At 72.4% G+C, this 14,020-nt stretch carries 14 protein-coding genes; 4 read left to right on the top strand and 10 right to left on the bottom strand.

Annotation, left to right across the window (positions count from 1 at the left end; translation table 11 throughout):
• Positions 1-327 precede the first annotated feature (327 nt).
• Positions 328-918, bottom strand: coding sequence for a hypothetical protein (locus CLT74_RS06685; protein ID WP_099845740.1), 591 nt, complete (start codon positions 916-918; stop codon positions 328-330).
• A gap of 813 nt (positions 919-1,731) precedes the next feature.
• Here CLT74_RS06685 and CLT74_RS06680 point away from each other — a divergent pair.
• Both CLT74_RS06680 and CLT74_RS06675 read left to right on the top strand, forming a co-directional pair.
• Positions 1,732-2,073: a hypothetical protein gene (locus CLT74_RS06680; RefSeq protein WP_099845767.1), complete on the top strand. Its 342-nt coding sequence runs from the start codon at positions 1,732-1,734 to the stop codon at positions 2,071-2,073.
• Positions 2,070-2,741: a nucleotidyl transferase AbiEii/AbiGii toxin family protein gene (locus CLT74_RS06675; protein WP_486582070.1), complete on the top strand. Its 672-nt coding sequence runs from the start codon at positions 2,070-2,072 to the stop codon at positions 2,739-2,741. The genes CLT74_RS06680 and CLT74_RS06675 overlap by 4 nt, the downstream gene beginning before the upstream one ends.
• A 54-nt stretch (positions 2,742-2,795) precedes the next feature.
• On the opposite strand, the gene CLT74_RS06670 is transcribed toward CLT74_RS06675, so the two are convergent.
• Together CLT74_RS06670 and CLT74_RS06665 are read right to left on the bottom strand one after the other, a co-directional pair.
• Positions 2,796-3,698, bottom strand: coding sequence for an SDR family oxidoreductase (locus CLT74_RS06670; protein WP_099845766.1), 903 nt, complete (start codon positions 3,696-3,698; stop codon positions 2,796-2,798).
• 153 nt (positions 3,699-3,851) lie between these two features.
• Positions 3,852-5,009 carry a geranylgeranyl reductase family protein gene (locus CLT74_RS06665; protein WP_099845765.1) on the bottom strand — a complete coding sequence of 386 codons (1,158 nt, stop codon included), beginning with the start codon at positions 5,007-5,009 and terminating at the stop codon, positions 3,852-3,854.
• A 227-nt stretch (positions 5,010-5,236) separates the two neighbouring features.
• Between CLT74_RS06665 and CLT74_RS06660 the strand changes: the two genes are divergently transcribed.
• Both CLT74_RS06660 and CLT74_RS06655 read left to right on the top strand, forming a co-directional pair.
• A complete protein-coding gene (locus CLT74_RS06660; protein ID WP_099845764.1) occupies positions 5,237-5,473 on the top strand; it encodes a hypothetical protein in 237 nt (78 codons plus the stop codon).
• Positions 5,474-5,519: 46 nt separating this feature from the next.
• Positions 5,520-6,992 (top strand): MFS transporter, encoded by a 1,473-nt coding sequence (locus tag CLT74_RS06655; protein ID WP_486582068.1) that lies wholly within the window; start codon positions 5,520-5,522, stop codon positions 6,990-6,992.
• A gap of 7 nt (positions 6,993-6,999) precedes the next feature.
• Here CLT74_RS06655 and CLT74_RS06650 read toward each other — a convergent pair whose 3' ends face one another.
• From CLT74_RS06650 to CLT74_RS06620, 7 genes are all read right to left on the bottom strand, one after another.
• Positions 7,000-7,698, bottom strand: coding sequence for a hypothetical protein (locus tag CLT74_RS06650; protein WP_099845763.1), 699 nt, complete (start codon positions 7,696-7,698; stop codon positions 7,000-7,002).
• A gap of 219 nt (positions 7,699-7,917) precedes the next feature.
• Complete coding sequence (locus tag CLT74_RS06645) at positions 7,918-9,021, bottom strand: DUF3626 domain-containing protein (protein WP_099845762.1); 1,104 nt, start codon at positions 9,019-9,021, stop codon at positions 7,918-7,920.
• 104 nt (positions 9,022-9,125) lie between these two features.
• The gene (locus CLT74_RS06640) at positions 9,126-9,755 is read right to left on the bottom strand and encodes an MBL fold metallo-hydrolase (protein ID WP_099845761.1); all 630 of its coding nucleotides are present in this window, start codon (positions 9,753-9,755) and stop codon (positions 9,126-9,128) included.
• Positions 9,755-10,840, bottom strand: a complete 1,086-nt coding sequence (locus CLT74_RS06635; protein WP_099851438.1) for an S-(hydroxymethyl)mycothiol dehydrogenase — start codon at positions 10,838-10,840, stop codon at positions 9,755-9,757. The genes CLT74_RS06640 and CLT74_RS06635 overlap by 1 nt, the downstream gene beginning before the upstream one ends.
• Before the next feature lie 91 nt (positions 10,841-10,931).
• A complete protein-coding gene (locus tag CLT74_RS06630; protein ID WP_099845760.1) occupies positions 10,932-11,783 on the bottom strand; it encodes an SDR family oxidoreductase in 852 nt (283 codons plus the stop codon).
• Positions 11,776-13,260 (bottom strand): flavin-containing monooxygenase, encoded by a 1,485-nt coding sequence (locus CLT74_RS06625; protein WP_099845759.1) that lies wholly within the window; start codon positions 13,258-13,260, stop codon positions 11,776-11,778. The genes CLT74_RS06630 and CLT74_RS06625 overlap by 8 nt, the downstream gene beginning before the upstream one ends.
• Before the next feature lie 63 nt (positions 13,261-13,323).
• Positions 13,324-13,974 (bottom strand): phosphotransferase, encoded by a 651-nt coding sequence (locus CLT74_RS06620; RefSeq protein ID WP_099845758.1) that lies wholly within the window; start codon positions 13,972-13,974, stop codon positions 13,324-13,326.
• Positions 13,975-14,020 lie beyond the last annotated feature (46 nt).

The following is a 14,020-nucleotide window of genomic DNA, read 5'->3' as shown; positions in this document are numbered from 1 at the left end:
CGAAATCGGGCCGGGGGCGACGAAGGTGTCGGTGTGCAGGTCGCCTCTCGGCGAGTGGCGCGACGCGGCTCCAGCCGAACGGAATTCCGCGACGGCAATTTAGGTGAGGCCCGGGGACACTGAAACACACCGACACCCGAGTCAACAGGTTACCCGCTCTGCTTCTTCCTACCCCTGCTGTGACCGCCGCCACAGGGTCTACGGAGCCAGCCGCCCAGAGCCCGCTGGCCGGCACCCTGGTTCGGGTGCCGGCCAGCGGCTTTCTGTTCCCCCTGTGGAGGAATGTCTTCGGTTGTCAGCTGGTGTTCATCAGCTTGGTTGGTGGGGTCAGCTGGTCCAGTGCTGGGCGACGAGGTCGGCGGCCTGCTGTTCCCACTGGGCGTAGTGGTCGGGGTAGGCCGACACCTGCACCGTCTGCGCGGCCTGGGTCAGGGGCATGTCCTGCCACCCGTCGACCTGCTTGAGGCCCTTGAGGAAGGCCAGGGTGGAGTACTCGGGGTCGGTGATCTGCTCCACCGTGCCCCAGCCGGAGGAGGGGCGCTGCTGGAACAGGCCCTGCGAGTCGTGGTCGTTGCGGTCACCCAGATGACCCAGGTTCTCCAACTTCGACTCCTGCAACGCCGTCGCGATCGACACCACCGCGGCCCGCTCGTCCATACCGGCCTTCTTCGTCGCCGCGATGATCGCCTTCACATTCGCGACCTGCTCATCGTTCAGCTCGATCGTCGACTGGTTCCTGGGGGTGCCATGCGGCAGCAACTTGCCCATGTCCGGCTTGTCCGCCTGCACCGCCACCGCGACCGGGGTCGTCTGGACCGGGGTGACATCGGCGTGCGCGGCCACCGGACCAGCGAACATGCCACCGGTGAAAGCCAGACCCGCAACACCCAGCACACTCTTCCGCAGCATCGAGTTCATCACAAGGCTCCAATTCGGGGGTCGACGCACACCCACACCGAGGGGGATCGGTCAGGCGCACGCAAGCACCGACAGGCACTCAAACAAGGGGGAAAAGAGAAGTCCTCCGGCACGCGGGGCCGTATCGCCACTTCACGCCGCCGGGACCATGCACAACGACCGACCGGCCCGGATCATTCCCGGGGCCATGCACCCACCGCGACAGGCGGTCTACCTCGGTCGTTCAGGGATGTCCAACGACCACCGGCCCGCCATCATTCCCGGGGGCCATGCACCCACCACAGCGAGCGGTCCTCGTCGGCCGTTCAGGGATGTCCAACGACCACCGGCCCACCACCATTCCGGCCCGAGCCGCTCACCACAGCGCGGCGGACAGGTCTTCCTCAGCCGTCCGGGACTATCCAACGCCCCCGACCCGCCACCCATCCCACCCCAAGCCCCCGACCACCCCGGCAATCTTGGTCCGAAACCGCCCACCCAAGGGCACAACCGCACCAAGATCCCGCACCCCACCGACCACAGACCCGGCACACCGGGTGCGGGGCTATGCCCACGACGAGGGTGTGGCCCGCCGTGCCCGGCGCAGGGATCAAGCCTGACCGCCCGGAGCCGGGCACGGCGGGCCACACCCCCCCACCGCACCCACCGCACAGCGCAACAGACCACCACCCCCGACCACACGCACCGCGCAGCCTGAACCCCCGGCACCCCATCGACGACCACGGCGACAAAATGCCCAGACAGGGTCATTGACGGCACACCAGGGACAGGTCATCGGACCGGGCCGGCCCGATCTGGGGTTACCCTGACAGCATGCAGGCCGTCTTCCCCACCACGACCAGCGTGGCGCACCTGGCCCGACCCGGCCGCCCCGCCGTGGTGACCCGGACGCTGGCCGAGCTGCGTGGGCCCACCCGGGGGGTGGTCGAGTTGCCGGTGCGGCTGATGTGGTGTGCCGACCGGGCGTTCGACCTCGCCGACCCCGACCAGCTGCTCTGGTTGTACGAGAACGTGCTGCGCGAGACCACGAACGTCGACGACCTTCGCCGCCTGGTCAACGGGCACGCACTACGCCGGGTGTGGAAACTGCTCAACCTGCCCCGGGGCGTACGCCTGGCCTGGGAGAGCCGGCACCGGGGTCTCCGGTCGGCGTGACCGGCGCATCCCCCGCCGCGCATCCACACGAGTTCTACCGGGAGGTGGCCCGGGTCGCGTTGACCGTCGCCGGGCCGCACCGTTTCGTCCTCGGCGGCGGGGTGGCCTGGGCCGCGCACGGACTCGTCACCCGCCCCACCGAGGACGTCGACCTCTTCGCCGACGTCGAAGGCGCCGCCGCCGCGGCGGCCGCCGACGTCCGGACCGCCCTGGAGACCGCCGGGTTCGAGGTGGCCGACGCCGACCCGGGTAGCGCCCTCGGTGACCTCTTCGACGGCTTCGACCAGGACCTGCGGGACTTCGTCGTCACCCGGGACAACCGGCAGATTCGTCTCAGCCTGGCCCGTCTCGACCGGCACCGCAGCCCGGTGGTGATGGACCTCGGACCGGTCATGGACGTCCGAGACCTCATCGCCAACAAGACCGCCGCCCTGGTGAACCGCCGCGAGGTACGCGACTACATCGACGTGGCCTCCGCACTGGAGCACCGGTCGGTGGCGGAACTGCTGGACCTCGCCCGGCAGCTCGACCCGGCGCTCGATGACGACGACGTTCGGGCGGCCGGCCGGTATCTCGACCGGATCGCGGACGGCCGGTTCACCCGCTACGGGCTCGGCCCCGCCGAGATCGCCCGGGTCCGCCGGTACCTGGCGGACTGGCCCCGCTGACCCGGCGCCGCCGACCCGCACGGGGCCGGCGGGAACACCGGGTCGACAGGAACCTCACTTGGTGAAGCGACCGCCGGTGACGCCGAGGACCTCGCCGGTGATGAAGCTCGACTCCTGCGAGGCGAAGAAGACGTACGCGGGCGCCAGCTCCGCCGGCTGACCGGGCCGGCCGACAGGGGTGTCGGTGCCGAACTGCTCGACCTTCTCCTCCGGCATGGTCGCCGGGATCAGCGGCGTCCAGATCGGCCCGGGAGCCACCGCGTTGACCCGGATGCCCCGATCGACCAGGTCGGCGGCGAGCGCCTTGGTGAAGTTCGCGATCCCCGCCTTGGTGGTGGCGTAGTCGAGCAACTGCGGCGACGGGTCGAAAGCCTGGATCGACGACGTGTTGATGATCGTGGACCCCTCGCCCAGGTGCGGCAACGCCGCCTTGCACAGCCAGAACATCGCGTACAGGTTGGTCTTGAACACCCGGTCGAACTGCTCGGTGCTGATGCCGGCGATGCCCTTGTCCTGCGCCATCTGGTACGCCGCGTTGTTCACCAGGATGTCGATGCCACCCAGGTCGGTCACCGCCCGCTCGATCAACGCCGCGCAGTTGCGCTCGTCGGCGATGTCGCCCCGGATCGCGACACCCTTGCGACCGGCGGCCTCGATGAGTCGTACCGTCTCCCGGGCGTCCGCGTCCTCCTCCTCGCCGAGGTAGGAGATCAGCACGTCGGCGCCCTCCCGGGCGTACGCGATGGCGACCGCCCGGCCGATGCCCGAGTCACCACCGGTGATCACCGCCTTCTTGCCGTCGAGCTTGCCGGTGCCCCGGTACGAGTCCTCTCCGTGGTCCGGCTTCGGCGTCATCTCGCTGGTGCGGCCCGGCGGGTTCTGCTGCTGGTTCGGCTGCCCGGACTGTTGGCCGTACTGGTCGGTGGGGTCCTGCTGGGTGTGTTGGGTCTCGCTCACGGAGATCTCCTCGCCCGGGATCGTTTGCTGCGGTCCCGGATGCCCCTACCCGGGCGAAGCCTGCGGAAACGCCCGGGTAGGTCACCACGCGTAGGGCATCCTAGGATCCTGGATGGCTGACCACGGCGGTCGGGCAGGTGCCTTCCGTGTCAGTCAGACACGCGTGCCGGCGACGTCGCGCCTCGGGCCGGGTAGGCGGTCCGCCAGCGCCAACGCGGCCCGGACCGGCACCCGACCGACCAACTCGTCGAAGTCGGCCCGGCCCAGGCAGAACCGGGTGAACGCGCGCCAGCCCGGCGGCGTGGCGAGCAGCGTGTGGCAGACCGCGGGCCGTCGGGAGAAGACGTCGAGCAGCCGGTGCCCGGCCCGCATGGCCGGGACGAGGCGCTCGGTCACCGACCGTTCGTAGCCGGCGAGATCGGCATCGGCCACCGCCACCCCGGCCAGCTCGCCGGAGCGAAGCGCGTAGCTGATCCCCTCCCTGGTCCAGGGCTCCAGGAGACCGGCGGCGTCACCGGCGACCAGCACCCGGCCCCGTCGCAGCGGCGAGTCGTAGCTCCGGCAACGGGTCAGGTGACCCGAGTCGTGCGCCGGCGACACATCGGCCAGGCCGAGGCGGTCGACGAACCGCCGCAGATACTGCCGGGTCCGCTCCCCCTCACCCCGACCGGCGATCACGCCAACGGTGAGCCGATCCCCCTTCGGGAAGACCCAGGCGTACGAGCCGGGCAGCGGGCCCCAGTCGAGCAGCGCTCGACGCCGCCACCGGGCCTGCTCGGGCGGCGGTACCGGCAATTCCAGCTCCAGCCCCAGGTCCACCTGCCGGTGCCGCACCCCGACGTGCCGGGCGCTCACCCCGGACGAGCCATCGGCACCGATGACCGTACGGGCCAGCAGCACCTCGCCGTCGGCCAGCCGCAGGCGTACCACATCCGGGTCCTGCTCCACCGACCGGACGGCGGCCCGCTCGCGGACCTCGGCGCCGGCGGCCACCGTGGCGGCCCGCAGCCGGTCGTCGAACTCCTCCCGCCGCACCATGCTCACCAGCGGCCCCGCACCATGCCGGCGGGTGAACCCGCCGCGCCCGTCGAGGGTGAAGGTGATCCGGTCCACCGCGTCGTGGGCGGGAACCTCGATCCGTCCGGCCACCGCGGCCAGCGAGGTGCCGATCAGGCCACCGCCGCAGGTCTTGTACCGGGGATGCGCGGCGCGCTCGACGACGAGCGTGCGTACCCCTCGCCGGGCGGCGGCGTAGGCGGCGGAGAGCCCGGCGGGTCCGCCGCCGATCACCACGAGTTCCCAGACGCTCACTCGTGCAGGGTAGATCAGCCGAGGTGCCCGACGACGCCGACGCGACCACCTGCCGGGCGGGACGGCGGCCCGCCGTACCCCCTCGCTGGCCGCGGTGCCCGCCGAGCGCGCAGGTCGGCCCGGAACCGGCCGCGACCGGCCCGGGGCGGGCATCTTCTCCGGCGCGCCGGGTAACCGCCCGCCGCAGACCGCCTGCCGCAGGCGGACGAGGGCACGAGGAGGACACCATGCAAGAGGTGCGGCTGTCGGACGTCGAGGCGCGGGTGTACGACGCGGTGGCGGCCCTGGAGGCCCGTGGCCAGGTCCCGTACCCGGACATGATCGCCCAGGAGTGTGGTTTGACCGAGGAGCAGTTGCAGACCCCGCTGCACCTGCTGACCGAGAAGAACCTGCTGCACCGGGAGGATTCACCGATGTCCGGGCTCGACTTCGGACCTCGCTTCTGCGCGCAGCAACTGGCATGACGGACAGCCGCGTGCGCCACCCGACGGCACGGCGCCGGATCGCCTGTTGAACTCGACGGAGCCCGGCGCTCCGAGGTCCGGGGCGGTGCTGGACGGGCGGCGACGCTGGCCGGCCCTCGGGGTCGGGTTGGTCGCCGCGTTCATGACGCTGCTCGACATCAGCATCGTCAACGTGGCCCTGCCGTCGCTGGAGCGCGCCCTGCGGGCCGATCCGAGCGACCTGCAGTGGGTGCTGTCCGGGTACGCGCTGAGCTTCGGCCTGGTTCTGGTGCCGGCCGGACGCTTCGGCGACGTCCGGGGGCGACGCAACGCCTTCGTCTTCGGCATCGCCCTGTTCACGCTGACCAGCGCGCTGGCCGGGCTGGCCCAGTCCCCCGGCTGGCTGATCGCCGCCCGCCTGCTCCAGGGTGCCGCCGCCGGTGTGGTGAACCCGCAGGTGACCGGCCTGATCCAGCAGCTGTTCGCCGGCCCTGAGCGGGCCCGGCCCTTCGGGTGGCTCGGCGCCACCATCGGCATCTCCACCGCGATCGGTCCGCTGCTCGGTGGTCTGCTGATCGCCGCCGGTGGGCCCGAGCACGGCTGGCGGTGGGTCTTCTTCGTCAACGTTCCGGTGGGGATCGTCGCGGTGCTGCTCGGCTGGCGGTTGCTGCCCGGACGGGTCACCCCCCGGGGCGCGCAGCGCCGGTTCGACCCGATCGGCGTCCTGCTGCTCGGCATCGGCGTGACCCTCGTGCTGCTGCCGCTGGTGCAGCGCGAGCAGTGGCACGGCCCGACGAAGTGGCTGCTGGTACCCGTCGGGCTGGTCACGCTCGCCGGCTTCGTCGGCTGGGAGCGACGGTACGCCCGGCACGGCCCGCCACTGTTCGACGTCCGCCTGTTCGGCCACCGGTCGTACGCCCTCGGCTCGACCATCGCGCTGCTCTACTTCGGTGGGTTCACCGCGATCTTCTTCATCTTCACGCTCTACCTGCAGAACGGACGTGGCTACAGCGCGCTTGTCGCCGGTGCGGCGATCACCCCGTTCGCGCTCGGCTCAGCCGTCGCGTCCGCCGTCGGCGGGCGGCTGGTCAACAGGTACGGACGCCCGCTCGTCGCCATCGGGCTGGTCGCCGTGGTGACCGGTCTGGGCCTGGCCGCGCTCGCCATCGAGCTGGTACCTCGCGTGCCCGTGCCCTGGGTGACCGCGCTGCCGCTGCTGGTCGCCGGCATCGGCAGCGGTCTGGTGATCGCCCCCAACCAGACGCTCACCCTGTCGGAGGTGCCGGTGCCCCAGGCGGGCAGCGGCGCCGGGATGTTGCAGACCGGGCAGCGGATCGGTTCGGCCGCCGGGATCGCGGTGGTCGGCGCGGTCTTCTTCTCCGCGCTGGCCGACGGCGCGGACGCCTGGTCCAGGGCGTTCGAGATGTCGCTGCTCACCTCTGCGGCGATCATCGCGTTGGCCCTGGTGGCAGCCGCCGTGGACATCGTCCGCAACCACCGCGGCCGGCCCCGCGAGCGGGGCCGGCCGGTAACTCACTGATTCGGTGTCACCAGAGCTGGGAGACGATGTCCGCCGCCTGCTCCTCCCACTGCGCGTAGTGGAACGGGTAGGCCGACACCTGCACCGTCTGGGCGGCGGTGGTCAGCGGCAGATCCCGCCAGCCACCGACGTTCTTCAGCGCCTCGAAGAAGACGGTCGAGGAGTACTCCGGGTCGGTGATCTGCTCCACGCTGCCCCACCCGGTGGACGGACGCTGCTGGAACAGGCCCTGCGAGTCGTGGTCGTTCCACGAGCCCAGGTGCCCGAGGTTGTAGAGCTTCGACTCCTGCAACGCGGTGGCGATGCCGATCACGGCGCCGCGCTCACCCACACCTGTGCGCTTGGCCACCTCGATGATGGTCTTGGCGTTGTCCCGCTGGGCAGCGTCGAGCGGGACACGCGACTGGGCGCCCTGCACGCCGTGCGGGATCAACTCGTCGCGGGTGGGCTTGCCGGCGTCCGGCTTGTCGGTGCGGCCGGCGGTCGTCAGCCCGGATTCCACTGTCACGCCGGTGCTGGTGCGCCCGGTCGCCCGGTCGATCGCCGCCACCGCTCCGGAGTGCGGACCGGTGGTGATCGGTGCGGCCACGGCGGTGGGGCCGAAGGCCAGTCCGGCGAGGGCGGTCACGCCCACCACGCTGAGCGCGGTCTTCCGGTTCGGGATCGTCGCGATGGCCGGGAGCCATCGAGTGAAGTCCGGCTTCACGATGGTTGCCCTTTCGATCGGGTACGAGCCGCTCGGGGTTGAGCCGCTCTCGGGGGACAGACGGGTGCCGGCGAGGGTTTGCCAGCGGGCCCATGGGGGACACAACCCGGCTGGCATGTCCGCCATTCCGGAAATGTGCGGGTGCCGTCAGGCTGCGACCCAGGTCACAGCGCAGACCGGAGCGAAGGCCCCAGCACGACACGGACCGGTCAGTGCGCCTCAGATCTCGTACGGGACGCCGAAGCGCACCAGGACATGCCAGAGCTGCTTGAGGTGCTGCAACGTGTCCATCGCCGGCCCCCGGTCGGCCCACCGCCCCGGCTCGGTCACCACCGACGCCGCGGCCCGCCCGATCAACGCGGCGTGCACCGGCTCGCCCGCCCGGGCGAACTCGGCGTGCACCCGCGCCGCCAGTGGCGGGATCGCCGGCCCACGGAACTCCGCGTCCACCCCGTCGACCGGCAGCGCGAAGCCGGCATGCCAGCGGATCGGGAAACCGTACCGGTCAGCTGCGGCGATCAGGCTCGCCGCGGTGCCGCTGCCCCGGAACGAGGGATCGACGACCAGTTCCAGGACGTCGCGGTCCAGTCTCACCTCGCCGTGCACCTGCGCCTCGACATAGTCGTCGAGGGCACGGCCGGCCGCCCGGGGTGTCGCGGCCAGCGCCTCCCGAACGCGCAGCAGCTCACCGGTGAGGGTCACCAGGTCCATCCCGGGCCGGCCCAGGCACACACCGGTTTCGGCGGTGGCCGCGATCAGGGCGGCCAGCACCGGCTCGATCACGTCGACGGTGCCGACGTCGCGCGGTCCGAGGTGGCTGTCGCCGAAGCAGAAGGTGGTCCGGGCCAGCACCTCGGGACGCAACCGCAGGTGGCAGGAGCCGAACCTGGGACAGGCGCCGTCGGGATGGTCGAGCAGATTCAGGCCACCGTACTTCGGCCGCTCCGCCGGCGCGACGTCCGGTCGCTGGTACGCGCCGCCGAACATGCGCTCCTCCCAGCGGTCCCGGTCGCCGCCGGGGTACGCGGTCAGGCCACCGTTGGAGATGCCCGTCTCGAACTGGCTGCGGTAGACCCCCTCGGTGGCGAGCGCCTCGGCGACCGTACGACCGTCGGCGCGCAGCCGGTCCGGATGGAAGTTGAGGGTGACCCGCCCCTGCTGGCCGATCGCCGCGACGAGCCGCTCCGGTTCGAGGCGTACCCCGGTGCCGGCCAGCGCACGCCCGATGACGGCAAGCGCGGCGGGCCTGTCGCGCAGCGCCACCGCGCGTACATGGCGCAGTGCCGCACGTTGCGCGGCGGTGAGCGTCGGGTCGTCGGACATGTCGGCAGTCTCGCCGGGACCGGCCGGTCCCCGCATCCCGGTTCCCGGCCCACCGGGCGCAGCGGTCCGCCTCGGTGCGGGACGGGGGCTGCCCGCCACCGACCTCAGTGGCCCCTGGCCAGCCACTGTGGCAGCTGCGGAGCCTCGGCCCCGATGGTGGTGCTCGCACCGTGCCCGGTGTGCACAGTGGTCTGCGGTGGGAGGGTGAGCAACCGGTCGCGGATCGAGTCGACGATGGTGCCGAAGTCGCTGTACGAGCGGCCGGTGGCACCCGGGCCGCCGGCGAACAGGGTGTCGCCGGTGAAGACCACGCCCAGCTCGGCGGCGTACAGGCAGCACGCGCCGGGGCTGTGCCCGGGGGTGTGCAGCACGGTCAGCTCGGTACCGCCCACCGCGATGGTCTGGCCGTCGTCGAGGGTGCCGCCCGGCGCCTCGTCGGGATGCACCAGATCCCACAGCACCCGGTCGGCGGGGTGCAGCAGCACCGGCGCGCCGGTCGCCCGGGACAGCGGTGGGGCGACCCGGACGTGGTCGTCGTGGGCGTGCGTGGCGACGATCGCGGTGACCCGCCGCCCGGCCACAACCTTCAGGATGGCGTCGACGTCGTGCGGGGCGTCGATCACGACGCACTCGGTGTCGTCGCCGACCACCCAGACGTTGTTGTCGACGTCGAAGGTCTGACCGTCGAGGGAGAAGGTGCCGGAGGTGACCGCGTGGTCGATGTGGGCGGCCATCAGAAGACCACCACCGAGCGGAGCACGTCGCCCCGGTGCATCCGGGCGAACGCCTCCTCCACCCCGTCCAGGCCGATCTCCTCCGTGACGAAGGCGTCCAGGTCGAGGCGGCCCTGCAGGTACAGCTCGGTGAGCATCGGGAAGTCACGGCTGGGCAGACAGTCGCCGTACCAACTGGACTTGAGGGCGCCACCACGGCCGAAGACGTCGAGCAGGGGCAGCTCGACGCGCATCTCGGGCGTGGGTACGCCGACCAGCACGACGGTGCCGGCCAGGTCGCGGGCGTAGAAGGCCTGCTTCCAGGTTTCCGGCCGGCCGACCGCGTCGATCACCACGTCGGCGCCGAAGCCGCCGGTGGCGGCCTGGATCTCCGCCACCGGGTCGGCCTCGGAGGCGTTGACGGTGTGGGTGGCGCCGAGCCTGCGGGCCCAGTCGAGCTTGCGGGAGTCGGTGTCCACCGCGATGATCGTCGTCGCCCCGGCCAGGGCAGCGCCGGCCACCGCCGCGTCGCCGACACCACCGCAGCCGATCACGGCCACCGAGTCGCCGCGGGTCACCCCGCCGGTGTTCATCGCCGCCCCGAGCCCCGCCATCACCCCGCAGCCGAGCAGTCCGACAGCGGCCGGCCGGGCCGCCGGGTCCACCTTCGTGCACTGGCCGGCGTGCACCAGGGTCTTCTCGGCGAACGCGCCGATGCCCAGCGCCGGGGAGAGTTCGGTGCCGTCGGCGAGGGTCATCTTGCGGGCGGCGTTGTGGGTGGCGAAGCAGTACCACGGCCGGCCCCGCCGGCAGGCCCGGCAGACCCCGCAGACGGCCCGCCAGTTGAGCACCACGAAATCACCAGGTGCGACAGCGTCCACGCCCGCGCCGACCTGCTCGACGATGCCGGCCGCCTCGTGGCCCAGCAGGAACGGGTAGTCGTCGTTGATGCCGCCCTCACGGTAGTGCAGGTCGGTGTGGCAGACGCCGCACGACTGCACCCGGACCACCGCCTCGCCCGGCCCGGGGTCGGGCACCACGATCTCGGTGACCTCGACGGGCGCGCCCTTGCTGCGGGAGATGACTCCCCGGACCTGCTGGCTCACGCTCTCCTCCTCCTCGCCGGCCCGCACAGACTGTCGTCGCCGCCCGGCGGCGTCAGCGGCGGCGCTGCCACGTTCGTCTTCGGAGGCGAACCTACCGCCGCGACGGCGGATCGGCACCGTTTCGGTTGCCGACGGCGGCCAGCAGGCGGCCGTGGCCGACCGGCGCGATCCGGGCCAGCAGGTCCAGCAGCCGCGCCGACCAGCCGACCAGCACCCGCCCCCGCCGACGGGCCACCCCACGCAGGATGGTCTCGGCGGCGACGGTCGGGTCGATGGTGAGCAGTCGCTCGAACCGTTGCCGGCCCGCCTCGTACTCGACCAGGTCGACGCCGCTGCCCACCCGGGCGTCGCGGGCGATGCGGGTCCGGATGCCGCCGGGGTGGACGCAGGTCACGCCGATGCCCTCGGCGGCGAGTTCGTGGCGCAGCGCCTCGGTGAAGCCCCGTACCGCGAACTTGCTTGCCGCGTAGGCGACCTGGCCGGGTGGGGCGATCAGCCCGAACAGGCTGGAGATGGTGACCAGGTGCGCGCCGGGCTCGGCTCGCAGCGCCGGCAGCAGCGCGTGGGTCAGCTGCGCCACGGCCCGGAAATTGACGTCGACGACCCAGCTGAACTCCTCCAGGGTCACCTCGCCGAACCGGCCGCCGAGCGCCACCCCGGCGTTGTTGACGAGCAACCGGATCCGGGGGTGCCTCGCCCCGATCCGGTCGGCGAGCGTGGCGGTCGCCGACGCGTCGGCCAGATCCACCTGGTGGGTCCACACCTGTCGACCGGGATGCGCGGCACGGATCGCGGCTGCCACCGCCGCCAACCCGGACGCGTCGCGGTCGACGAGAACCAGCACGGCGCCCCGGCGGGCCAGGCCGTGGGCCAGCGCCGCGCCGATTCCGCCGGCCGCGCCGGTGACCACCGCCACCCCGTCGGTCACGGTGAACCTACGCATCGACGGAACTCCTTCGCCGTGCGCCGGCCCGGTCGAACCGGACGTTGGCGTCGGTCAGCCGCCCGTACCGCATGGGCAGCAGGTCGCGCAGGTAGTTCTGGTGCAGCCGCCAGGGTGCCCGGGTGCCGGCGCGGGGCAGGCTGCCGACGCCGCGTCGCACGTAGCCCGAGGTGAGACCGATGAGCGGGGTCCGCGGGCCCGGTGGTGGGGCGACCGGGGTGACGATCTGCGTTCCGGTGCGGTCCAGGTGGCGCAGCAGTCGGCACACGTAGCCGGCCACCAGGTCCGCCTTGAGCGTCCACGAGGCGTTTGTGTAGCCGATGGTCATGGCGAAGTTCGGCACCCCGGAGAGCATCATGCCCTTGTACGCCACGGTTTCCGGCAGGTCCACGTCCACGCCGTCCACCCGTAGGGTGATCCCGCCGAGGGCGAGCAGGTCCAGCCCGGTGGCGGTGACCACCACGTCGGCGGGCAACTCCCGACCCGAGCTGAGCCGGACGCCCCGGGCGGTGAAGGTGTCCACCGTGTCGGTGACCACCTCGGCCCGCCCGTCGGAGAGCACGGTGAACAGGTCCCCGTCGGGCACCACGCACAGCCGCTGGTCCCACGGGTCGTAGCGGGGGGTGAAGTGGCGTTCGACGTCGTAGCCGGCGGGCAGCCGGCGGGCGGCGTCCCGCCGCAGCAGCCCGCGTACCAGCCCGGGGGCGCGGCGGCTGAGCTGGTAGTTGGCCGTGGCGAGCAGGACGTTCTTCCAGCGCACGCTCCGGTGCGCCAGGCGCGCCGGCAACAGCCGCCGCAGGGCGTCGGCGAGCCGGTCGCGGGACGAGAGCGTCAGCAGGTACGTGGGTGAGCGTTGCAGCATCGTCACCCGCGCCGCCTCCCGGGCCAGCGCCGGCACCAGTGTCACGGCGGTGGCGCCGCTGCCGATCACCACCACCCGACGGCCGGTGAGGTCGAGGTCGGCGGGCCAGTGCTGCGGATGCACGATCCGGCCGGTGAACTGTTCCTGACCGGTGAAGTGCGGGGTGTGGCCGGCCTCGTACCGGTAGTAGCCGGTGCAGGCGTACAGAAACGAGCAGGTGAGCGTGACCGTCTCGGTGGTGTCCTCCCGCTGGATGTGCACCGTCCAGCGGGCGAGTTGGCTGTCCCACTCCGCCCGGTGGGCCCGGTGCCGGAACCGGATGTGGCGGGTGACGTCGTGTTCGTCGGCGGTACGACGCAGGTAGTCGCGGATGGTCGCGCCGTCGGCGAGGCTCTTCGGGGCGGTCCACGGCGCGAACGAGTAGCCGAGGGTGAACATGTCCGAGTCGGAACGCACCCCGGGGTAGCGGAACAGGTCCCAGGTGCCGCCGATCGCGTCGCGCGCCTCGACCAGGGCGTAGGTCCGGCCCGGGTGCCGGCGCCGCAGGTGGCAGGCGGCACCGATGCCGGAGAGGCCGGCACCGATGATGAGCACGTCGACATGCTCTGGGGTCATCCCGTCTCCCGCCCACGCAGTGATGATCGAGACCCTATCGCCTGCCCGCGCCGAGGTCGCGGGTCACGGGGTGAGCAGGGCCGCCGCCGCGTCGAGCAGCCCGAGTTCGGTGGAGGTCTGGGTGGGGTTGGCGCGCCGGATCGCCAGGGCCTCGGCGACGAGGGGGGCGGCGTGATCGCGCAGCGCGTACCGGTAGGCGCGCTGCATCTCGTCGGCGGCAGCCGCCATCGGTTGCTCCGGGTCGACGGCGACCTGGGCGAGGATCAGGGCGGTCATCGCCACGTCCAGTCCGGGCGGGCCGTGGCGGACGTTGCGCCAGTCGACGAGCACCGGGCCGCCCGGGTCGAGCAGGACATTGTCCGGGTGCAGGTCCAGGTGCAGGATCCGGTCGCCGTGGTGGGCGCCGGGCAGCGGCGCGACGGCGTGCAGCCGACGGTGCAGCCCGGCGAGGACGGCGGCGGCCGGTGCCACCTCGATGGTGCCGGCCACCAGCGCCTGGAGCATCGTCGGCCCGGCCACCCGCTGCATGACCAGGTCCGCACCGTCGGCCCGGTCCACCCGGGGCACCGGGAAGCCGGCGGCGTGCAGGTGGGACATGAACCGGGCCTCGACCGCGACGTCGGTGCCGTCGCGGTAACGGCGCAGCACCCGGCCGCCGTCGAGGGCGTACACGTCGGCGTCGCGGCCGGCGGCGAAGGGGGTCGACGCTGCCATGGTTGGCACGGTAACCCGTCCCACCCAGGAGCCACGATGGACGTCG

It is taken from the genome of Verrucosispora sp. CNZ293 (assembly GCF_002754655.1).
This window is presented reverse-complemented; position numbering and strand designations above follow the sequence as displayed.